The sequence below is a fragment of the Pseudenterobacter timonensis genome (genome assembly GCF_900021175.1).
In the GTDB taxonomy this organism is placed as follows: Bacteria; Pseudomonadota; Gammaproteobacteria; order Enterobacterales; family Enterobacteriaceae; genus Enterobacter; species Enterobacter timonensis.
Window position 1 is genome coordinate 352,822 of the sequence record NZ_FCOP01000011.1, and the last position, 20,331, is coordinate 373,152.

Annotated in this window: 18 protein-coding genes; 2 read left to right on the forward strand and 16 right to left on the reverse strand. The window is 60.7% G+C overall.

Going from position 1 to position 20,331, the window contains the following annotated elements; all coding sequences use genetic code 11:
• Positions 1–8 precede the first annotated feature (8 nt).
• Positions 9–1,367: an esterase-like activity of phytase family protein gene (locus BN3796_RS08015; protein ID WP_061707843.1), complete on the forward strand. Its 1,359-nt coding sequence runs from the start codon at positions 9–11 to the stop codon at positions 1,365–1,367.
• A gap of 113 nt (positions 1,368–1,480) precedes the next feature.
• Here the strand turns inward: BN3796_RS08015 and yjiA are convergent, their stop codons facing one another.
• The 12 genes from yjiA to hpaG form a co-directional block, all read right to left on the reverse strand.
• Positions 1,481–2,434, reverse strand: coding sequence for a GTPase (gene yjiA, locus BN3796_RS08020; protein WP_061707844.1), 954 nt, complete (start codon positions 2,432–2,434; stop codon positions 1,481–1,483).
• Between the two features lie 237 nt (positions 2,435–2,671).
• Complete coding sequence (locus tag BN3796_RS08025; protein WP_061707845.1) at positions 2,672–4,825, reverse strand: carbon starvation CstA family protein; 2,154 nt, start codon at positions 4,823–4,825, stop codon at positions 2,672–2,674.
• 592 nt (positions 4,826–5,417) lie between these two features.
• The gene (locus BN3796_RS08035) at positions 5,418–5,927 is read right to left on the reverse strand and encodes a 4-hydroxyphenylacetate 3-monooxygenase reductase subunit (protein WP_061707847.1); all 510 of its coding nucleotides are present in this window, start codon (positions 5,925–5,927) and stop codon (positions 5,418–5,420) included.
• 17 nt (positions 5,928–5,944) lie between these two features.
• Entirely contained in the window at positions 5,945–7,507 is a 1,563-nt protein-coding gene (hpaB, locus tag BN3796_RS08040; RefSeq protein ID WP_061707848.1) for a 4-hydroxyphenylacetate 3-monooxygenase, oxygenase component, read from the reverse strand.
• Between the two features lie 225 nt (positions 7,508–7,732).
• Complete coding sequence (gene hpaA / locus BN3796_RS08045) at positions 7,733–8,623, reverse strand: 4-hydroxyphenylacetate catabolism regulatory protein HpaA (RefSeq protein WP_061707849.1); 891 nt, start codon at positions 8,621–8,623, stop codon at positions 7,733–7,735.
• Positions 8,624–8,636: 13 nt separating this feature from the next.
• Positions 8,637–10,013, reverse strand: coding sequence for a 4-hydroxyphenylacetate permease (gene hpaX, locus BN3796_RS08050; protein ID WP_061707850.1), 1,377 nt, complete (start codon positions 10,011–10,013; stop codon positions 8,637–8,639).
• 67 nt (positions 10,014–10,080) lie between these two features.
• Entirely contained in the window at positions 10,081–10,872 is a 792-nt protein-coding gene (hpaI, locus tag BN3796_RS08055) for a 4-hydroxy-2-oxoheptanedioate aldolase (RefSeq protein ID WP_061707851.1), read from the reverse strand.
• A 10-nt stretch (positions 10,873–10,882) separates the two neighbouring features.
• Complete coding sequence (gene hpaH / locus BN3796_RS08060) at positions 10,883–11,686, reverse strand: 2-oxo-hept-4-ene-1,7-dioate hydratase (RefSeq protein ID WP_061707852.1); 804 nt, start codon at positions 11,684–11,686, stop codon at positions 10,883–10,885.
• Positions 11,687–11,792: 106 nt separating this feature from the next.
• Positions 11,793–12,173, reverse strand: coding sequence for a 5-carboxymethyl-2-hydroxymuconate Delta-isomerase (locus BN3796_RS08065; RefSeq protein ID WP_061707853.1), 381 nt, complete (start codon positions 12,171–12,173; stop codon positions 11,793–11,795).
• Positions 12,174–12,182: 9 nt separating this feature from the next.
• Positions 12,183–13,034, reverse strand: coding sequence for a 3,4-dihydroxyphenylacetate 2,3-dioxygenase (gene hpaD, locus BN3796_RS08070; protein ID WP_061707854.1), 852 nt, complete (start codon positions 13,032–13,034; stop codon positions 12,183–12,185).
• 1 nt (position 13,035) lies between these two features.
• Positions 13,036–14,502: a 5-carboxymethyl-2-hydroxymuconate semialdehyde dehydrogenase gene (gene hpaE / locus BN3796_RS08075; RefSeq protein ID WP_061707855.1), complete on the reverse strand. Its 1,467-nt coding sequence runs from the start codon at positions 14,500–14,502 to the stop codon at positions 13,036–13,038.
• On the reverse strand, positions 14,499–15,788 hold the full coding sequence (hpaG, locus tag BN3796_RS08080; RefSeq protein ID WP_061707856.1) for a 4-hydroxyphenylacetate degradation bifunctional isomerase/decarboxylase: 1,290 nt from the start codon (positions 15,786–15,788) through the stop codon (positions 14,499–14,501). Before hpaG ends, hpaE begins: the two co-directional genes overlap by 4 nt.
• A gap of 265 nt (positions 15,789–16,053) precedes the next feature.
• On the opposite strand from hpaG, the gene hpaR reads away from it, so the two are divergent.
• Complete coding sequence (gene hpaR / locus BN3796_RS08085) at positions 16,054–16,494, forward strand: homoprotocatechuate degradation operon regulator HpaR (protein ID WP_061707857.1); 441 nt, start codon at positions 16,054–16,056, stop codon at positions 16,492–16,494.
• Here the strand turns inward: hpaR and BN3796_RS08090 are convergent, their stop codons facing one another.
• Genes BN3796_RS08090 through BN3796_RS08105 form a run of 4 tightly spaced genes read right to left on the reverse strand, consistent with a single transcriptional unit; the run spans position 16,495 to position 20,036 of the window.
• The gene (locus BN3796_RS08090; protein ID WP_061707858.1) at positions 16,495–17,751 is read right to left on the reverse strand and encodes an NAD(P)/FAD-dependent oxidoreductase; all 1,257 of its coding nucleotides are present in this window, start codon (positions 17,749–17,751) and stop codon (positions 16,495–16,497) included.
• Entirely contained in the window at positions 17,732–17,992 is a 261-nt protein-coding gene (locus tag BN3796_RS08095; RefSeq protein ID WP_061707859.1) for a (2Fe-2S)-binding protein, read from the reverse strand. Before BN3796_RS08095 ends, BN3796_RS08090 begins: the two co-directional genes overlap by 20 nt.
• Complete coding sequence (locus BN3796_RS08100; RefSeq protein WP_061707860.1) at positions 17,989–19,092, reverse strand: NAD(P)/FAD-dependent oxidoreductase; 1,104 nt, start codon at positions 19,090–19,092, stop codon at positions 17,989–17,991. The genes BN3796_RS08095 and BN3796_RS08100 overlap by 4 nt, the downstream gene beginning before the upstream one ends.
• Entirely contained in the window at positions 19,089–20,036 is a 948-nt protein-coding gene (locus BN3796_RS08105; protein ID WP_061707861.1) for a 4-hydroxyproline epimerase, read from the reverse strand. The genes BN3796_RS08100 and BN3796_RS08105 overlap by 4 nt, the downstream gene beginning before the upstream one ends.
• Positions 20,037–20,331 lie beyond the last annotated feature (295 nt).

Genomic DNA, 20,331 nt, shown 5'->3' on the forward strand with positions numbered 1-20,331 from the left:
CTAACAACATGAAAAGAAAAATTATTCCTCTGCTGATCGGCTGTGCACTCTCTTTCTCTGCCCTGGCAGCGCAACCCACCGCGGAGCGCTATGTGGTCAGCTTTCCCGAAGGGACGCGCGTAAGCTACCACGGTGCGTTTGCCAGCGCCTTCCCGGATGGACTCCCGGTGGGGGTAGGCTCTGGGTTGCTGTTTCCCGGCAGGCAGGGCGATGACCTGACCTTTACGACCGTGACCGATCGCGGTCCGAACGCCGATTCGCCAAAAGCGGGTGAGAACGAAGCCAAAGTTTTCGTCGCGCCCGATTTCGCGCCGCTGCTGATGACTATTCGCCTGCGAAACGGCAAAGCGGAGGCGGTGGATGCCCGCCCGCTGCATGATGATAAAGGCAAAATCAATGGTCTGCCGCTGCAAAGCGGCGTGATCGGCTCCACGAATGAGGTGGCCTTCAGCGACGCCTTAAAGGTGCTGACGGGCGACAACCGGGGGCTGGATACGGAAGGCATCACGCCGGACGGGAAAGGGGGCTACTGGCTGTGCGATGAGTATGGGCCGTTCCTGATTAACATCGACAGCCAGGGGAAGATCCTGGCGATTCACGGGCCGCAGGCGGCGGAAGGGGAAAAATCGATCGCGGGCGGCCTGCCGAACATCATCAAATGGCGTCAACCGAACCGGGGCTTTGAAGGGCTTACCCGGATGCCGGACGGACGAATTATCGCCGCCGTACAGAGTACGCTGGATATCGACGGCAAGAGCAAAAAGCAGGCGCTGTTCACCCGTCTGGTGAGCTTCGACCCGGCGACCGGCAAAACGGCGATGTACGGCTATCCGCTCGACAGCGCGGCCTACGGCAAAAACAGCGACGCCAAAATTGGCGACATCGTGGCGCTCGATAATCAGCATATCCTGCTGATTGAGCAGGGCGAAGATAAAAACGACGCGATGCGTAACCTCATCTACAAAGTGGATCTGAGCAAGGCGAGCGATCTGGCCGCTTTCGATAAGCCGGGCGAGTATCCGGAGTTTGATGATGCGAAAACGCTGGCACAGCGCGGTATTACGCTTGCGTCTAAAACTCAGGTAGTCGATCTGCGCGCGCTTGGCTGGCAGCAGGAGAAGGCCGAAGGGCTGGCGCTGATCGACAGTAAAACGCTGGCGGTCGCGAACGACAACGACTTTGGGGTGAAAGCGGTGATGCAAAACCCGGTCGAGGGCAAAAAGCTGAAGGATTATCGGGTGAATGCGCAGGGCGCGCTGACGCTGGATGACAAACCGGTCGCTACCACTCTCGCCGTGAAGCCGCTGCAGAAGCCGGAGTCAGAGAGCGAACTGTGGGTGGTGACGCTGCCGGAGGCGCTGAAATAAGTTTTCCCCTCACCCTGACCCTCTCCCCGAAGGGGAGAGGGGACCGATCGAGCCTGCTGTCAGGTAGCCCGGGCCTGCTTTTCTCTCCCCGGGGGGAGAGGGGACGCTGGCGGTTATTTTCTCAGCCCCGCAAACGCTGCACGTATCTCCTCTTCCGGCAGCTGAATGCCGATAAACACCATCACGCTGCGCGGCTCTTCTTCGCCCCACGGGCGATCCCAGTCGGCGCTGTAGAGGCGCTGTACGCCCTGAAAAAGCAGGCGATTCGGCTCGCCGTCGATCCAGAGCATCCCTTTGTAGCGCAGCAGCTTGTCGGCAAACGACAGCAGCAGGTTTTCCATCACGCGTGACACTTCGCTGATATCCACCGGGTAGTCCAGCTCCACCACGATGGAGGCGACGTCGTTTTGCTTGTCGGCCATAAAGTGGAAGCGCGGCCTGGAGGTGACATTCTCTTCCAGCATAAAGCCGTTGGTATCAAAGAGCTGCGACAGGTCGATATCCCCGTGCGTCACGGTGTAAATCGGCGCGCGGGCGTTGATGCGGCCCAGACGCTCGCGCAGCTTTTCGCTTTCGCCCGCCACGTCGGTTTTAGTCAGCAGAATGCGGTCGGCGTAGCCCACCTGCGACTGGGCGATAGTGAACTGGTCCATCTGCTGGTCCGCATGTACCGCGTCGACCAGCGCAATCACGCCGTCCAGCAGGTAGCGCTGGCAGAGGATCTCGTGGGAGAAAAAGGTCTGGATAATCGGGCCGGGGTCCGCCATGCCGGTACATTCGATGACCAGGCGGTCGAAGGCGATCTCGCCGCGATCGCGGCTCTCCAGCAGGTCGAGCAGGGCATCTTCTAATTCGTTAGAGCGGGTGCAGCAGATACAGCCGTTAGTCAGGGTCTTGATCTGCGTGGCGCGGTCGCCGATAAGCTGATCGTCCACGGAGACTTCGCCGAACTCGTTTTCAATCACCGCGATTTTAAAGCCGTGCTGTTCGTTCAGAATGTGGCGCAGCAGGGTGGTTTTACCGGCGCCAAGAAAGCCGGTCAGCAGGGTAACTGCGATAGGTCTCATATGCTCTCCTTTTTCGCTTCGCCTACGTTACCAGACATCACGCATTCTGATAAGGAAAAGGCCCAGCAACCTCTGGCCGGGCCTTTTCCCCTCACCCTAACCCTCTCCCCTTTGGGGAGAGGGGACCGATCGGGCTCGCTTTTCTCCCTCTCCCCAAAGGGAAGAGGGGACCGATCGGGCTCGCTTTTCTCCCTCTCCCCTTTGGGGAGAGTGCCGGGGTGAGGGGCAAAGCATGGATCAATGGTGTGAAGAGGTCTTCACGCCGCCTTCCGGAACCGGCACGTACGGCGTCTCTTTATCGGTACGGCCTTCGGCGTTACGCACCTTCATCCAGGTTTTAATGCCATAGAAGATGATGCTGTAAACCACGACCAGGAAGAGAATGCTCAGACCCGCGTTGGTATAGTTGTTCACCACGATATGGTTCATGTTCGCCATCTGCTGCGCGGTGAGATCCCCGCCGCCTGCAGCAATCTTCTCTTTGTACTGGTTAGCCATAAAGAAGAACCCTTCCAGCTGCGGATCGCTGCTGAAGAGCTTCATCCCCAGCGCCCAGGTGGTGCAGAGCAGCAGCCACAGCGCCGGAACGACCGTTACCCAGATGTATTGGGTGCGCTTCATCTTCACCAGCACCACGGTGGCAAGTACCAGCGCCACGGCAGCCAGCATCTGGTTGGAGATGCCGAACAGCGGCCACAGGCTCTTCACGCCGCCCAGCGGATCGACCACGCCCTGATAGAGCAGGTATCCCCACAGGCCGACGCAGCCCGCAGTGCCGAGTACGCCCGCCACCAGAGAGTCGGTTTTCTTGAGGAACGGAACAAAGTTGCCCAGCAGATCCTGCAGCATAAAGCGGCCCGCACGGGTACCGGCGTCCAGCGCGGTCAGAATGAACAGCGCTTCAAACAGAATACCGAAGTGGTACCAGAAGCCCATATCCGCCCACGGCAGCACTTTGTGGAACACGTGAGCGATACCCACAGCCAGCGTCGGCGCGCCGCCCGCACGGTTCAGTACCGATGGTTCACCGATATCTTTCGCGGTCTGCATGATCTGCTCAGGGGAGATGACAAAGCCCCAGGAGCTGACGGTCGCCGCCGCGTGGGCGCTGGCATCCTTCAGTTGCGCCATAATCAGCGCCGCGTTTTCGCCACCCATCTCATGCAGGTTCGGCATGGTGATGCCCAGGCCCGCAGGCGGGGTGTTCATCGCGAAGTAGAGGCCAGGTTCGATAATCGAAGCCGCCACCAGCGCCATAATCGCCACGAAAGACTCCATCAGCATGGCGCCGTAGCCGATAAAGCGGGCGTCGGTTTCATTCGCCAGCAGCTTCGGCGTGGTGCCGGAAGAGATCAGCGCATGGAAGCCTGATACCGCGCCACAGGCGATGGTGATAAAGAGGTACGGGAAGAGGGCGCCTTTCCACAGCGGGCCGGTGCCGTCGATGTACGGCGTGACCGCGGGCATTTTCAGATCCGGGTTGAGGATGACGATGCCCAGCGCCAGGCCGACAATCACGCCGATTTTCAGGAAGGTGGCGAGGTAGTCGCGCGGCGCCAGGATCAGCCATACCGGCAGCAGGGCGGAGACAAAGGCGTAGCCGATCAGAGTAAAGGTGATGGTGGTATCTTTAAAGGTCAGCGCCGGGCCCCAGTAGGGATCGTGGGCGATCACGCCGCCGAAGTAGATAGAAGCCACCAGCAGCACGATACCAATCACCGACACTTCACCCACGCGACCCGGGCGGATAAAGCGCATATAGATGCCCATCAGCAGCGCAATTGGCACCGTGGAGCAGACGGTAAAGACCCCCCACGGGCTTTCGGCCAGCGCTTTTACCACGATCAGCGCCAGCACCGCGAGGATGATGATCATGATAAGGAAGCAGCCAAAGAGGGCGATGGAGCCAGGCACGCGGCCCATCTCTTCTTTCACCATCTCGCCCAGCGACGAACCGTTACGGCGCGAGGAGATAAACAGCACCATAAAGTCCTGCACCGCCCCCGCCAGCACCACGCCCGCCAGCAGCCAGAGCGTACCCGGCAGGTAGCCCATCTGCGCCGCCAGTACCGGCCCTACCAGCGGGCCGGCGCCGGCGATGGCGGCAAAGTGGTGGCCGAACAACACGTAGCGGTTGGTTGGCACATAGTTGAGGCCGTCATTGTTAATGACCGCCGGGGTGGCGCGCGTCGGGTCGAGCTTCATCACCTTCTGCGCGATGTAAAGGCTGTAGTAGCGGTAAGCCACCAGATAGACGGAAACAGACGCCACGACAATCCACAGGGCGCTGACATGCTCGCCCCGTCGCAGCGCGACAACCGCCAGACAGAAAGCACCGATAATCCCGAGCGCCACCCAGGGAACGTGCTTGAGGAGTTTTTTCATATCCATATTAAGACCTGATTTGTACGTGTTAAAAGGGGTCAGCGTGTGTTGTTGAGGAGGTAATCGGTAATGCTACGGCGATCTTGCCAGATCCTCGCGCGCGTAAACGGGGCGAAATCGGTGAGTGGTTGTGTCGGGCGGTTGAGCGGTTAAAGAGGCGGGTAAGCGGTTTGTGCGGAGTGTGAGCGGGAGGAAATATGTGATTGAGATCACTGGTTTTCCCCTCACCCTAACCCTCTCCCCAAAGGGGAGAGGGGAATGATCGAGCCCGCTTTTCTCACCGTCCCCAAAGGGGAGAGGGGAATGATCGAGCCCGCTTTTCTCCCCATTCCCAAAGGGGAGAGGGGAACGATCGAGCCCGCTTTTCTCCCTATTCCCAAAGGGGAGAGGGGAACGATCGAGCCCGCTTTTCTCCCTATCCCCAAAGGGGAGAGGGGGACGATCGAGCCCGCTTTTCTCCCCATCCCCAAAGGGGAGAGGGGAATGATCGAGCCCGCTTTTCTCCCTTTCTCCTTTGGGGAGAGAGGATGTCCGGTGCGGTTTTCTCCCTCTCCCCTTTGGGGAGAGGGTCGGGGTGAGGGGATATAACGGGGCAGCGTTACACCACCACTTCCATCTCCATCATCACCGGATGGAAGCGGCGCTTAAAGTAGATCAGCCCATGCCCTTCCTGATTGAGGGTAATATCTTTAATCTCAACCAGATAGACCAGATGGGTGCCGATAGTCTGCACCTGGCTTATCTCACCCTCCAGGCTTGCCAGCGACCCTTTCAGCTGCGGTTGCCCTAGCGGGCCGCGGCTCCAGCAGGAGAGAGCAAAACGATCCTCCATCGCCATGCCGGTCATCCCGGCGAAGTGGCGGGCCATGAGCTCCTGCTCGTGGTTCAGCACGTTAATGCAGAGCCTGCCGTTACCCTGGAAAACCGGGTTCATGGCGCTGTTGGCATTGATGCAAACCATCACCGAAGGTGGCGTATCCGTCACCGAGCAGACGGCGGTGGCGGTAATGCCGCAGCATCCCGCTTCGCCGTCGGTGGTCACAATATTCACCGCCGCCGACAGGTGGGCCATCGCATCGCGAAAACTCAGGCGTTGTTGTTCTTGCATGGTCTCCTCCCGCCGCGTTATTTCAGCAGCTTATCAAGCAGGTTGATGTCGTTGTTGTTGTGCAGATGCGGAACGGTCCAGCCGTTCTGGTCATACTCGGAGAGGCAGCGATCCACCATCGCCATCATCTTGTCCATATTGCCGGAGGTCTGCGCCTGGCGCAGGCACTGCAGGCGGATCTCATCCTGGCTGCCGGAGTAGTTGATCTCATACAGCTCGTGGCGTCCGCCAAACTCGCTGCCGATGGCATCCCACATCAGCTTCAGGATCTTGATGCGCTCGACGTGATCCATGCCGTTGGAGCCGCGCACATATTTCGCCAGGTACTGGTCGATCTGCGGATTATTGAGATCGCGGGTGCTCGACGGCAGGTAGATCAGGCCGCTGGTAACGTTGCGCTCAATGATATTTTTGATCTTCGCGTAGGCCATCGGCGCCATGACGCGATAGGTTTGTAGCGCGGCGTGATCCGGCAGATATGCCCCGTTGATCCACGGCGTCGCTTCCGAACACATGGAGTCGCTCAGCGCCCAGAACATGTTGCGCCAGGCCACCACTTCCCCCAGATCTGCCTGCACTCCGCGGAAATCCACGGTGCCGGTGCATTCCAGCGATTTTTTCAGCAGGGCGGTGATAAAGTCGAGCTTCACCGCCAGACGTACGCAGGCCTGCAGCGGATACATGCGGGCAAAGCCCCCCTCCATCGTCCAGCGGCGGCAGCGGTCAAAATCACGGTAGATCAGCACGTTTTCCCACGGGATCAGCACATGATCCATCACCAGAATCGCGTCGTTCTCATCAAAACGGCTGGAGAGCGGATAGTCGAACGGCGAGCCGGTGGCACCCGCCACCATTTCGTAGGAGGCGCGGGAGATAAGCTTCACCCCTTCCGCATCCATCGGCGCGACGAACATCAGCGCAAAATCGGGGTTCTCGCCCATTACCTGCGCGGAGCCAAAGCCGATCATGTTGTAGTGGGTCAGCGCCGAGTTGGTGGCAACCACTTTCGCGCCGCTGACGACGATCCCGGCGTCGGTCTCTTTCTCCAGCTTGATGTAGACATCTTTCACCTCGTCCGCCGGCTTGTGGCGGTCGATAGGTGGGTTAACGATGGCGTGGTTAAAGTAGAGGCCCGACTCCTGAATGCGGGTGTACCAGTTGCGGGCGTTCTGCTCGAACTGGCCGTAAAAGGCCGGGTTGGCGCCCAGCGCGCAGCCAAAGGCCGCTTTGTAATCAGGGGTACGGCCCATCCAGCCGTAGCTTAAGCGCGACCACTCGGCGATGGCGTCACGCTGCTGGCGCAGATCGTCGGGGCTTTTCGCCACGCGGAAGAATTTATGGGTATAGCCGCCGTTGCCGGTATCGGTGTTCCAGCAGAGCTTATCCTGCATGTCAGGTTTGTGCAGCGCGTCGTAGAGCTGCGCCACGGAGGCCGCCGCGTTGCGAAACGCCGGATGGGTTGTGACATCTTTAACGCGCTCGCCGTAGATATATATCTCGCGGCCATCCTGAAGGCTTTTCAGGTACTCTTCGCCGGTCAGGGGGCGTTTAGCGTCGGCGCGGAAATCTTCAGGTTTCATGTTTACCTCTTTCAGTGTATTCGGAAGAACAATGTTAAATTTGTGTTTTTTTATTGTTGTGTAATTGAAGCGTGAGGAGAGGCTGCCGTGAAGGGACGATTGAGACAACGGCTGGTACTTTTCGGGCGGGATTTAGTTTTGTGATCGTTGCGGGATGTTGGCGGGTGGCCTGCGCTTACCCGCCCTGCGAACGTAGCCCCGGTAAGCGTAGCGCCACCGGGGAAATCACGACACCGGTACTTTTTGCGACCGGTAGGCGCTGGGCGAACAGCCTGACAGTCGGTTAAAGAACCGCGCGAAATAGGCCGGATCTTTAAACCCGAGCTGCCAGGCGATTTCGCTGACCGCATTGTCGGAAAAGAGCAGTAACCGTCTCGCCTCCCGCAGCTGCCGATCGAAGATCAGACGCTTCGGCGGGCGGTTGGCGAAGCGGCGGCAGATGTCGGTCAGGCGCGATTCGGTCAGATGCAACGCGCTGGCGTAATCCGGTACCGTCCAGTGCTGGTGGTAGTGCATATCGATCAGCTGGTTAAAGCGCTGGAAGAGCTTCAGCTCCCCGCGCATGCCGCAGGCTTCATGATCGTCAAGCTTCGCGTTACGCAGCAGCAGGGTGAACACCGCCTGTGCCAGCAGCACCAGCGTATGTTCCCCTCCCGGCAGCTGCGCGGTAGATTCCCGCTCGATCAGCTGCCAGTAGTGTTTCAGCGCCGCCAGCTCGTCCGGCTTATCCGCCAGCGACAGGCAGATCCCCGGCAGGCCAAACGTCTCCCGCGTGCCGGGATAGAGTACCTCCAGAAGCGGCCAGATCAGATCCTCGCGCACCGTGAGCACGTGGCCGTCGCTGTCCGATTCGGTGATAAAGGCGTGCGGCACCGAAGGGGGCGTCAGTACAAACAGCGGCGCCTGTACGGAATAGCGATGGTCGTCGAGCTGCAACTCGATTTGCCCGGTATCAAGAAAGTGCATCTGAAAGAACTGGTCGTGGCGGTGCGCCTGCATGTCGCGACCAAAAAAGGCCGCCATGCGGGAGAACGACTGGTAGTGCACGTCGTCGGTGCCCAGGCTTTCGTCATACTCTTTGCTGATATCGATGTTGGTGATAGGGCTCTGGCACATGCTTCCTCCTGACTTACGGCGTCGCCCGCGGGCGCGACATCTTCATTGGAATGGCCCAGATAGTCAGCGCACCCACCACCAGCAGCGCGGCGACAAACCACAGCCCGCTATTGAAGCTGCCGGTAATATCCTTCAGCCAGCCGATCATAAAGGGGCTTAAGGCTGAGCCGATATTGCCGGTGGCGTTGATCACTGCAATACCGATAGCGCGGGCGCGCAGGCTGATGGATTGATCCGGCGTGGTCCAGAAAATCGCCATCGCGCTGAATGAGCCGGTGGAGGCCATTATGATCCCCAGCATCTGGATCAAACTATGGCTGGTGGCGGAGGCCAGCAGCCAGCCCACCGCGGCAAACAGGAACGGCAGGGCGGTGTGGTGCTTGCGCTCCTGATGCTTATCGGAGTGGCGGCTCCAGTAGATCATACCGAGGATGGTGCAGATCTGCGGGATCGCCGCCAGCAGGCCGATGGTGATGTTGCTGCTACCCTCGTTAAAGCTTTTCAGGATCTGCGGCGTCCAGATGCTGATAGCGCTCAGGGTGTTGGTGAGGCAGAAGTAGGCGAAGGTGTACATCAGCACGATGGGTGTAAAGACCTCGCGCCAGAGGCTGCGCTGCTGCATGGCATGGTGGCTAATCGCTCCTTCCGGCTGCACCAGCGTCAGGCGATCGTTCTCCATCATCTCATGCAGGCATTTTTTATCCTCTGCCGTCAGCCATTTGGCCTTCGAGGGGGTGTCATCCAGATAAAACCAGACCATGATCCCCAGCAACACCGACGGGAAGCCCTCCAGCAGGAACAGCCACTGCCAGCCGTGCAGGTTCAGCATGCCGTCCAGCGACAAAACGTAGCCGGAAACGATGGAGCCGAGCGCGGTGGTGACCGGCATAGCGATCATAAACAAAGCGTTAGCGCGGGCGCGGAAAAAAGCCGGAAACCAGTAGGTTAAATAGAGCAGAATGCCCGGCAAAAAGCCCGCTTCGGTGATGCCTACCAGCATACGCAGCACATAGAGGCTGTTAGGACCGGTGGCGAACATGGTGGCGGTGGAGGCGATCCCCCACAGCACCATGATGGTGGCGATCCAGCGGCGGGCGCCCACGATGCTGAGCATCACGTTGCTGGGAATGCCGAAGATGACGTAGGTGGCGTAAAAGAGCGTCGTGGCGAGGCCGAACATGGTGGCGTTCAGCCCCAGATCCTGCCCCATCGTCAGTCCGGCGAAGCCGATGTTAATACGATCTAAAAACGAAAAGATAAACAGCACGAACAGGAACACAATCAGGCGGCGAAATAGCTTGTTGATCACCGACTGCTGCTGCGCCGTCAGCTCTTTGTGCTGATTCGCCGGATCGCGCGCGCCTGGGATGGCAGATGATGTGTCGCTCATTTTTTTTCCTCTGATGGGAATTTTGTAGGGTACTGCGGGTTGCCGGGTGGCGCTGCGCCACCCGGCGTTAGTAGACGCCTGACGAGCCGGAACGGGTTTCTTCCGCCCCAAACCGCGCCGCCAGCGCTTCCGCGCTGCGGGTGAGCAGGGTGGTGTCCACGCCGACGGCGACAAACAGCGCGCCAAGCTCCAGATAGCGCTTCGCCAGCTGCTCGTTTGCCATCAGGATCCCTGGCGCTTTCCCCGCCTGGCGGATCTGCGCGATGGCCTGTTCAATGGCGGCCTGCACCTGTGGATGCTGCGGATTACCGGCAAAGCCCATGTCGGCGCTGAGATCCGCCGGGCCGATAAACACGCCATCCACCCCTTCCACGTCCAGGATCTGCGGCAGATTTTTCAGCGCTTCCCGGGTTTCTATCTGCACCAGCACGCACATGGCGTCGTTGGCTTTATGCAGATAGTCCGGCACGCGGTTCCAGCGCGAGGCCCGCGCCAGGGCGCTGCCGACGCCGCGAATGCCGGCGGGCGGATAGCGGGTGGCGCTTACCGCCAGGCGGGCTTCATCAGCGTTTTGCACCATCGGCACCAGCAGGGTTTGCGCGCCGACGTCCAGCAGCTGTTTGATCTGCACCGGATCGTTCCACGACGGGCGCACCACCGGCTGGCTGGGGTAGGGAGCGATCGCCTGCAGCTGGGTTAAGACGGTCTGTACATTGTTGGGTGCGTGCTCGCCGTCAATTAAGAGCCAGTCGAAGCCTGCGCCCGCCAGCAGTTCAGCGCTGTAGCTGCTGGTGAGTCCGAGCCAGAGGCCAATCTGCGGTTTTCCGGCTTTCAGAGCCGCTTTGAACGCGTTTTGCATGGTTATCCCCTCAAACAAAGCGGCAGCTGATCGCGCCCATGTTGCCGTAGTCCACATGGAAAGTGTCGCCTTTGCGCGCTGGTACCGGACGGGTAAAGGAGCCGCCGAGAATGATCTGCCCGGCCTCAAGCTGCACGTCGTAGGGCGCCAGCTTGTTGGCGAGCCAGGCCACGCCGTTGGCAGGATGGTTTAAGACGCCTGCCGCCACGCCAGTTTCTTCGATCACGCCGTTGCGGTAGAGCAGGGCGGAGATCCAGCGCAGATCCAGTTCGTCGGGCTTAATCGGACGGCCGCCCAGGATCACGCCCGCGTTGGCGGCGTTATCGGAGATGGTGTCGAACACCTTGCGCGGACGCTGGGTTTCCGGATCGACGTTGTGGCAGCGGGCGTCGATCAGCTCCAGCGCCGGGATCACATAGTCGGTGGCGTTATAGACGTCGAACAGGGTGCAGTTTGGCCCGCGCAGCGGTTTCGCCAGCACAAACGCCAGCTCCACTTCGATGCGCGGCACGATAAAGCGGTCAGTGGGAATGTCGCTGCCGTCGTGGAAAAACATGTCGTCCAGCAGCGCGCCGTAATCCGGCTCGCTGATCTGCGAGCTGGCCTGCATCGCTTTGGAGGTGAGGCCGATCTTGTGGCCCTTCAGCACGCGCCCCTCGGCGATCTTCATTTTGACCCATTCGCGCTGGACGGCGTAGGCGTCTTCGATGGTGATCTCCGGGTGGTCGAGGGAGATCGCGCGGATCTGTTCGCGCTGTTTTTCCGCCTGGTCAAGCCGCTGGGCGATCAGGGTATGGGTGTGTTTGTCGAGCATGGCGTATCCTTCGTGCGGCTGTTGCCGGGTGGCGCTGCGCTTACCCGGCCTACGTTCGAGCCGTTGTAGGCCCGGTAAGCGAAGCGCCACCGGGCGAAAAAGATGTCTACTTAAACAACGCGTGCACGTTGTTCTGCTTGTAATTGAGCGTCGGGTGCAGCTCGTCGATCTCAAACGACAGCGCCAGATAGCGCGCTGCCATCAGATCAGCGAAGTGCGTTTTGATAAGCGAAAAGATCATCTCCCCTACCTCCTGACGGCTCTCCAGGCTGCGCCCCGCGCCAATCTTCAGCGTCATATGCACAAAGGCGTAGTCGTGCCTGCCGTCCGCCATCTGCCAGGTATCGAGCCAGTGGGCGCGGCTGCGGATGCCGCCGAGCGGGAAGATGCCCGTGGCGGCCAGCGCCTCGTTTATTTTGGCGAACAGCCCCGGCAGGTCGGCCTGCTCGCGGATGTTGTCGGTGCATTCAGCGATAAAATGCGGCATAACGGCTCCTTACGCGGGCAGCGGGAAAACGGCGTTAACCTGGCCGGTGCCGGAACTGGGGAACAGATCGGTGAGAAACTCCACCTTGCCGTCGTAGTGGTCCCAGCCGAGCATGCCGAGCAGCATCACCGTGTCGTGCATGTTGCCCTCGCCGTAGCAGTAGTCGGCGTACTCCGGCAGCATGCTGCAAAACTCTTTGAACTGGCCTTCCCGCCACAGTTTCACCACGCGCTCGTCCATCTGACGGTCAAACTCGCGGGTGTAGCTGTTCATTCCCTCTTCCGCACGCTGATCGTCAATAAAGCGATGTGACAGCGAGCCGCTCGCCAGCACCGCCACGGTGCCGTCATATTTCTCAATCGCCTTAACGATCGCCTCGCCCAGACGGCGGCTGTCGGCAAAGTCGTGCACGGTACAAAAGGCGGAGATCGAGACCACTTTGAAGTGCTTATCCGCGTTCATGTAGCGCATCGGCACCAGGGTGCCGTACTCCAGCTTCAGGCTCGGAATGTTGTGCGCTTTGGCGCGCACACCCATTTTGACCGCTTCGTCGGCGATCAGATGGCCCAGCTCCGGGTTGCCGTCGTAGTCGTAGGTCATGTCGCGGATAAAGTGCGGCAGCTCGTTGCTGGTGTAGACGCCGGAGAAATGGTCCGCACAGTTAATGTGGTAGGCGCTGTTCACCAGCCAGTGCGTGTCGAACACGATAATGGTATCCACGCCCATCTCGCGGCAGCGCTTGCCGATCTCTTTATGCCCGTCGATAGCCGCCTGGCGACAGCCGAAGTTTTTCCCCGGGATCTCCGAGAGATACATCGACGGAACGTGGGTGATTTTTGCCGCTAACGCTAACTTGCCCATATCAGACACCCCATTTTGGAATTGGATGGTCGCCCATGGAGATACAGACGTTTTTCATCTCCGCGAACACTTCGAAGCTGTACTCGCCGCCCTCGCGCCCGGTCCCGGAGGCTTTCACGCCGCCGAACGGCTGGCGCAGGTCGCGCACGTTCTGGGTATTCACAAACACCATGCCCGCCTCGATGCCGCGCGCCAGACGCAACACCTTGCTGACGTCCTGGGTCCAGATATAGGAGGCGAGGCCATACTCCACGTCATTGGCCAGACGCAGCCCTTCCGCCTCGTCCTTAAACGGCAGCAGGCAGGCCACCGGCCCGAAAATCTCCTCCTGCGCCACGCGCATGCGGTTGTCCACATCCGCCAGCACCGTCGGACGCAGGAAGTTGCCGCCCTTCAGATGCGCAGGCAGGTCGGTCGGTTTATCCGGGCCGCCCGCCAGCAGGGTCGCCCCCTCTTCAATGCCGAGGCGAATATAGCCGGAGACTTTTTCCCAGTGCTGCTGGCTGATGAGGGCGCCTATCTGGGTATTCGGATCGGTCGGGTCGCCCACCCGCAGGCGGTTGGCGCGCTCGGCAAAGCGTTTGACGAACTCCGGGTAGATGCTCTGCTGGATGAAGATGCGCGAGCCAGCGGTGCAGCGTTCGCCGTTGATGGAGAAGATGGTGAAGAGAGCGGCGTCGAGTGCGCGCTCGATGTCGGCATCTTCAAACACCAGCACCGGCGATTTGCCGCCCAGCTCCATGGAGTATTTTTTCAGCCCGGCGTTTTTCATGATGTTGCGCCCGGTGGCGGTGCCGCCGGTAAAGGAGACGGCGCGCACATCGTGATGACGCACCAGCGCGTCGCCCGCCGTGGCCCCATAGCCCTGCACCACGTTCAGCACGCCCGCCGGAATACCCGCTTCCAGCGCCAGCTCGCCCAGGCGGTCGGCGGTGAGCGGCGAGAGTTCAGACATCTTCAGCACCGCCGTGTTGCCCAGCGCCAGACAGGGGGCAACCTTCCAGGTGGCGGTCATAAACGGCACGTTCCACGGTGAGACCAGCGCGCAAACCCCCACCGGCTGCACCAGGGTGTAGTTGAGCATCTTGTCGTCGACCGGATAAGTTTTGCCGTTCATCTGCTGGCACACCTCGGCGAAGAACTCGAAGTTGTGCGAGGCGCGCGGAATGAGCACGTTTTTAGTCTGATGGATCGGCAGACCGGTGTCGGCGGTCTCCATGGCGGCGATCTCCGGGACGTTCTGATCGATCAGATCGCCGAGACGGCGCATCAGGCGCGCGCGCTCTTTCATCGGCAGGTTAGCCCACTTCGGGAACGCCGCTTTCGCCGCGTCTACGGCCTGGTTGATCTCCGCTTCGCCGCCGGAGGCCACTTCCGCCAGCACCTCGCCGGAGGCGGGGTTGGTGGTCTGGAAGTAGTCGTTTCCGGCCACGTTTTTGCCGTTGATCCAGTGGTTAATCTTTTTCATTTTGCTGTCTCCTCGCTGACAATCCGGTTCACCAGGCGGCCCACGCCTTCCACTTCCACCACCACTTCATCGCCCGGCACCACGTTGGCGAGCCCTTTCGGCGTGCCGGTGGCAATCATGTCGCCCGGCTGCAGGGTCATAAATTCGCTCAGGTAAGCGATCAGAAACGGAATACTGAAGATCAGATCGGCGGTCGATCCTTCCTGGCGCAGCTCGCCGTTGATCCAGGTACGCAGGGTGAGATTGTGCGGATCGGCGATCGCAGATTTATCGACGATCGTCGGGCCGATGGGGGTCAGCCCGTCGCGGCTTTTCACCCGCAGATTCGGGCGATAGTAGTTTTCCAGATAGTCGCGAATGGCGTAGTCGTTACAGACCGTGTAACCCGCCACATACTCCATGGCGTCGGCCTCGCTCACCTTGCGGGCGGTTTTGCCAATCACCACCACCAGCTCCGCTTCGTAGTGCATGTATTCGACGTTGTTCGGGCGCACCGAGGTCTGGCCGTCGCTGTTGAAGGTGTTTGGCGCTTTGATAAAGACCAGCGGCTCGGTCGGCGGTTTGAAGTCCAGCTCGCTGGCGTGGTCGGCGTAGTTGAGGCCGAGAGCGAAGAGGGTGTTATTGGGGGAGAGCGGCCAGACAAAGGTCTGGTTTTTGGTCAGCGTATCTTCACTGACCACCGGGTTTTCCAGCGCCGGGAACCCTTCGGCCATGATGCGCACGCGATCGCCGGGACGCAGCGCAACGCGTGACTGCGGCGTGCCGATCAGGATCGCGTCGCCGGGGTTGAGGGTGGCGAACTCGCTCAACGCGCTCAGCAGTTCGGCGGCGCTGCGCTGCAGATCCGCCGTGTTCCAGTGATCCGCCTCGCGGCCGTTGATCTCGGTGATCACGGTGAGGTTATCGACATTTTTCAGCGCCACCAGATCGCCCAGCGGGCAGAAGCCGTCGCGACATTTTGCCTTGATCGCCGGGCGGTAGAAGCTCTCTTCCGGCAGGCTCACTTCGTTGGCGAGGGCAAACCCCGCGATGTACTCCATTGCGTCGTCAACGGCGACGCGGCTGGCGGTTTTACCCACTACTAAGGCCACCGTTGCGCCGCTAAGGACCGTCTCCCCGGATGGATAAGGGATAGGCTCCCCGGCGCGAATCACGGTATTACGCGGTTTGATAAACCATACCGGGGTTTTCGGCGGCGCGTTGTAGGGAGCCTGCGTAAACGCATCGCGCCAGGCATCAAGCTGGCTACGATGGTTAAGCGCAACGGCAAAAACGGTACCTTTCATCCATCCACTCCTCTGACGATCATTTTCATTAACATATTAATGATCTGGTTTTATGCTTTTGCGGTACATTTGGCAAACAGAAGTGAAATTTTTGTGATATGAATAACAATATATTTACATTTTGATTTTAATATCATTAAAAAACATCAAGTTAAAAATTATGGTAACTTTCTGGTAGAATTTTTGGCGGAAAAAGAGTCGCTTATAAAAACAGCATATTACAATTGTTCATCTGTTAATGATTGAGAAGGCAGGGGAGAGAGTTATGCATGATTCACTGACCATTGCGCTGCTGCAGGCGCGGGAAGCTGCCATGGCCTATTTTCGGCCTATCGTTAAGCGGCATAACCTCACCGAACAGCAGTGGCGTATCGTCCGCGTGCTGGCGGAACATCCCTCGATGGATTTTCACGATCTGGCGTTCAGAACCTGCATTCTGCGCCCCAGCCTGACCGGGATTTTGACCCGTATGGAGCGCGACGGGCTGGTGCTGCGCTTAAAACCGGTTAACGATCAGCGCAAGCTCTACCTCTCGCTTACCCCCGAGGGGAATACGCTCTATGAACGCGCGCAGGCGCAGGTGGAGGAGGCCTACCGGCAGATTGAGGCGCAATATACGCCGGAGAAGATGGAGCTGCTAACCGCCCTGCTGGAGGAGTTTATCGCGCTCGGCAACCGGCATATCGCCGCGCGCGGTGAGGAGTAGCTAAGGCGCTGCTTTTGCCAGCGCAATCAACGTTTCAGTTCGGGCGGGGGAGAGCGGTTCGCGCGGCTGCGGCAGCGGCCAGCCGTAGAGCCAGCGCGCGCTGGCGGCGCAACTCCTGCCCTGGCAGGCGCCCATGCCGCAGCGTTGCGACAGTTTTGCCTCCTGCCAGCAGGTGGCATCCTGAACATCGCCGCAGCGGATATCTTCGCAGCGGCACAGTAGCGTCTGCGGTGTCACCACCTGCTTCAGCGCATCGGGCAGAATAAAAGTCCTGTTCAACGCGCTGGCGAAACGGCGCCAGCGTTGCCGGCGGGCGATTGCCTGGCGCGCCGCTTCCGGGCGCTCTGCGGCGACGTAACCGGCGATTTCCCCCTCCGCCAGTGCCAGCTCGCTGCCGCCAAAGCCGGTACACTCCCCGGCGGCAAAAATATTCTCCACGCTGGTGCGCTGCTGTTCGTCCACGCGCAGGGCGTCGTGGAGGGTGGCGCAGCCAAAGATCAGTCCCGGTTCGAGGTTGGGGATCAGGCCGTAGCCTGTCGCCAGGCGATCGCAGGGGATCTCCCGCGTCTCACCGGCGTGGCGTACCAGTACCGTTTGCAGACGATCCTCCCCGCGGGCTTCGATGACCTGGCTGGCGGTATGCAGGTGGCCCGGCATAAGCGTGCAGAGCTGGCGCAGTTTGTCAGGCCAGCGCCAGAGCCCGGCGGCAAAGCGCAGCAGCGCCGCGCGGGGGGCCTGCTCGATCACGGCGACCACTTTGCCGCCCGCCTTGCCAACCGTGCTGGCCGCTGCCAGCAGTAGCGGTCCGCTGCCCGCAATGACCACCCGTTCGCCGCGAAGCGTCAGGCCGTGTTTGATCTGCGCCTGTAGACCGCCCGCGCCGGTTACCCCCGGCAGCGTCCAGCCGGGGAAGGGCAGAAACAGCTCCCGCGCCCCGCAGCATAAAATCAGCCGCTGCCAGTGAACGATCCCGCTCTTTTCTGCCGTCTCATACAGCACGCTTTGCGCTGAGGGACGGGCAATCATTCGCGCGCCGCTTAACAGGCGAATATTCGGCGCGTTCGCCACCGCGCTTTGGTAGCGCCGGGCGAGGGCGGGGAGCTGAACCCCCGGCCCGTCGCGCCAGATTTGTCCGCCGGGACGCGGATTGTCGTCGAGGATAATGACCTGCCTGCCGCAGCGGGCGGCGGCCAGCGCGGCGGCGAGCCCGGCGGGACCAGCACCCAGAATTAACAGGTCACAATGGTGCGTATGCATGGCGGCTCCTTTCAATCGTCATTCCCTGCTGGCAAACCGTCTGGCAGGCCAGCATCCGGCGTCCGTTGACCGTCACCCGGCACTCCTGACAAACCCCCATTCCGCAAAACGGCGCGCGGGGCATATCGGTGACCGAGCGGCGCGTCTCCTCTCTGCCGGTAAGCGCCAGCGCCGCCGCCACGCTGATGCCGACAGGCACAGCGTGAGCTTCGCCGTCGATAGTGAGGGTGAGGATAGTCATGCGATAGCCTCCTGGTTATACAGCCGGGCGGGAAGCCAGGCAGCGGGAGAGAGCGGTGGACGCTCGCCGAGGATCTGGGCGGTAAGCAGTTCGGCCGTTGCCGGGGCGGTGGTCACGCCAAGCCCCTCGTGGCCCAGCGCCAGCCAGACGCCGGGGCGTGACGGGTGCGGGCCAATCAGCGGGTTGCCGTCGGCGGAGGCGGCGCGAAATCCGCTCCAGCAGCGAATAATGTTCAGGTCGTTGAGTACGGGCAGAAAGTGGCGCGCCCGTTCCAGCATCTGTGCCAGCAGCGGCAGATCCAGCGCGCGTTCCGTGGTGTCATACTGGCGCGACGAGCCAATCAGCAACTGCCCGGTCGGGCGCGGCTGAACGTTAAACGCCACGGAGGTACCGCCCGCATGGGCGCTGGCGCCGTATCCCAGCTCGACAAGCTGGTGGCGCAGCAGCGGGCCGTAGCGATCGGTGATCGCCAACTGCCCTTTTTTAGGCCGCAGCCACGGCTCCTGCAGTAGCGGCCCGGCGCCGAGCCCGCAGGCGACCACTACCGCGCGGGCCCGCAGGCGTTTGCCGCTTCTGAGCGCTACGTAAGGCGCATCGACGGCGATGGCGCCGTCGCGCAGGGGAGTGATGCCCGCATCCTCCATAAACCAGCGGGCGACGTTCGGGGCATAGACAATGCCATCCCCCGGTACCCACAGGCCGCCCGCCAGCTGGCGGGTCAGATGGGGTTCGCGGGCGGCGATCTGCGCGCGGGTTTGCAGCTCGCTTTCCGCCTGATACTGCGCCATCCGTTGCAGCTTTTCCTCCGCCAGCGCCAGCTCCTGCTCGTTTTCCGCCAGCCACAGGGTGCCGCAGCCACGCCAGGCGCAGCTCTCCGGCATACGGGGCGTAATGTCACGCCAGCGGGCCAGCGACCAGGCAGAAAGGGACAGCTCGGCGGGGTCGTCATCCATACAGACCAGATGACCCATCCCGGCGGCCGTCGCCCCCTGTTCCCCGTCGTCGATTAGCGTGACGCGTTGCCCGCGTTTCGCCAGTTGCCAGGCGCAGGCGGCGCCGACGATCCCGGCGCCGATGACAATGACGTCGCTTTCGATCACAGTCCGATCCCCCAGCGGAACGGATCCTGCGGGTGGAGGATCAGCCGGCTGTCGCCGCAAACCCAGGCTTCACCGCGGATCGTCGGAATAATGCGTTCGCCGTCGCGTGCATAGCTGGCGGTAAACTGGCTGCCGATGATGCTCGCCTGCCGCCAGATCTCGCCGGGCTGAAGCTTGTCGTCCCCGGCGAGGCAGGCGAGCTTGGCGCTGGTGCCGGTGCCGCAGGGCGAGCGATCCCACGCCTTGCCGGGACAGAGAACAAAGCTGCGGCTGTCGGCGCTGTCGTCATCCGCGAAAAGCTCGATATGGTCGATAATACCGCCATGTTCGCCGCGGATCCCGGCCGCTTCCAGCCCTTCGCGTATCGCCCAGGCGTAGTCGGTCAGGGCGGGGATTTGCGCGGGGGTAATGGCGAAAGGGTGATCGTTAACGAGAAAGAACCAGTTGCCGCCCCAGGCGATATCGCCGGTGACAATACCGTGTACAGTGGCGACGCGGACCTGTTTGCGAAAGCGGTATGCCGGGACATTTTCCACCGAGACGCTGCCGTCATCATGCAGTGTGGCGGTAACATCCCCGACCGGCGTTTCAATCAGGTGTCTGCCGGGTTCAATGCGCCTAAGCCAGGCGAGCGAGGCGATAAGCCCGATGGTGCCGTGACCACACATGTTGAGAAAGCCAGCGTTGTTAAAAAAGATCACCCCTGCCGTGGCGAGCGGTGAGACGGGCTCGCAGAGTAGCGCTCCCACCAGCACGTCGTTACCGCGCGGCTCAAGAATGATCGCTTTACGCCAGTCGTCGTAGTCGCGGGCAAAGCGCTCCCGCCTTTGCGCCATGCTACCGCCGCCCAGATCCGGAAAACCGGAGATAGCCAGCCGGGTCGGCTCTCCCCCGGTATGGGAGTCAATCACTCTCAGCTCAATCTCCTGTTGCGGTGCCGCCATACGCTCTCCAGAAAGTTAATAAATTGTTGTTAAATGCTGGCGCAACCGCGCCCATCCGGCTTGATCGCTTTCGCTACGTAAAATGACGAAATTAGCACAGTGACCGGTTACAGAGAGAGGCGCTAAATATAACTATTTCATATTAATTAACAGGTTAATGGTGTGCTAAACCAAAACTGGCATGTGCGCCAGCCGACGAAACGGTGAAAAATCTAAAGCTGTGGCAGGATCGCAAAACCGGACACTGGCGCTTGATGAGTTAATAAAAAGTTAATAAATATCCCCATCACCTGTC

What these genes read in the sequence shown, in the direction of transcription:
- hpaD (WP_061707854.1), bottom strand. Translation starts at nt 13,034, where the DNA reads ATGGGCAAGTTAGCGTTAGCGGCAAAAATCACCCACGTTCCGTCGATG.
- BN3796_RS08025 (WP_061707845.1), bottom strand. Translation starts at nt 4,825, where the DNA reads ATGGATATGAAAAAACTCCTCAAGCACGTTCCCTGGGTGGCGCTCGGG.
- BN3796_RS08015 (WP_061707843.1), top strand. Translation starts at nt 9, where the DNA reads ATGAAAAGAAAAATTATTCCTCTGCTGATCGGCTGTGCACTCTCTTTC.
- hpaI (WP_061707851.1), bottom strand. Translation starts at nt 10,872, where the DNA reads ATGCAAAACGCGTTCAAAGCGGCTCTGAAAGCCGGAAAACCGCAGATT.
- hpaR (WP_061707857.1), top strand. Translation starts at nt 16,054, where the DNA reads ATGCATGATTCACTGACCATTGCGCTGCTGCAGGCGCGGGAAGCTGCC.
- hpaB (WP_061707848.1), bottom strand. Translation starts at nt 7,507, where the DNA reads ATGAAACCTGAAGATTTCCGCGCCGACGCTAAACGCCCCCTGACCGGC.
- hpaE (WP_061707855.1), bottom strand. Translation starts at nt 14,502, where the DNA reads ATGAAAAAGATTAACCACTGGATCAACGGCAAAAACGTGGCCGGAAAC.
- BN3796_RS08095 (WP_061707859.1), bottom strand. Translation starts at nt 17,992, where the DNA reads ATGACTATCCTCACCCTCACTATCGACGGCGAAGCTCACGCTGTGCCT.
- BN3796_RS08105 (WP_061707861.1), bottom strand. Translation starts at nt 20,036, where the DNA reads ATGGCGGCACCGCAACAGGAGATTGAGCTGAGAGTGATTGACTCCCAT.
- hpaX (WP_061707850.1), bottom strand. Translation starts at nt 10,013, where the DNA reads ATGAGCGACACATCATCTGCCATCCCAGGCGCGCGCGATCCGGCGAAT.
- hpaH (WP_061707852.1), bottom strand. Translation starts at nt 11,686, where the DNA reads ATGCTCGACAAACACACCCATACCCTGATCGCCCAGCGGCTTGACCAG.
- hpaG (WP_061707856.1), bottom strand. Translation starts at nt 15,788, where the DNA reads ATGAAAGGTACCGTTTTTGCCGTTGCGCTTAACCATCGTAGCCAGCTT.
- BN3796_RS08035 (WP_061707847.1), bottom strand. Translation starts at nt 5,927, where the DNA reads ATGCAAGAACAACAACGCCTGAGTTTTCGCGATGCGATGGCCCACCTG.
- hpaA (WP_061707849.1), bottom strand. Translation starts at nt 8,623, where the DNA reads ATGTGCCAGAGCCCTATCACCAACATCGATATCAGCAAAGAGTATGAC.
- yjiA (WP_061707844.1), bottom strand. Translation starts at nt 2,434, where the DNA reads ATGAGACCTATCGCAGTTACCCTGCTGACCGGCTTTCTTGGCGCCGGT.
- BN3796_RS08090 (WP_061707858.1), bottom strand. Translation starts at nt 17,751, where the DNA reads ATGCATACGCACCATTGTGACCTGTTAATTCTGGGTGCTGGTCCCGCC.
- BN3796_RS08065 (WP_061707853.1), bottom strand. Translation starts at nt 12,173, where the DNA reads ATGCCGCATTTTATCGCTGAATGCACCGACAACATCCGCGAGCAGGCC.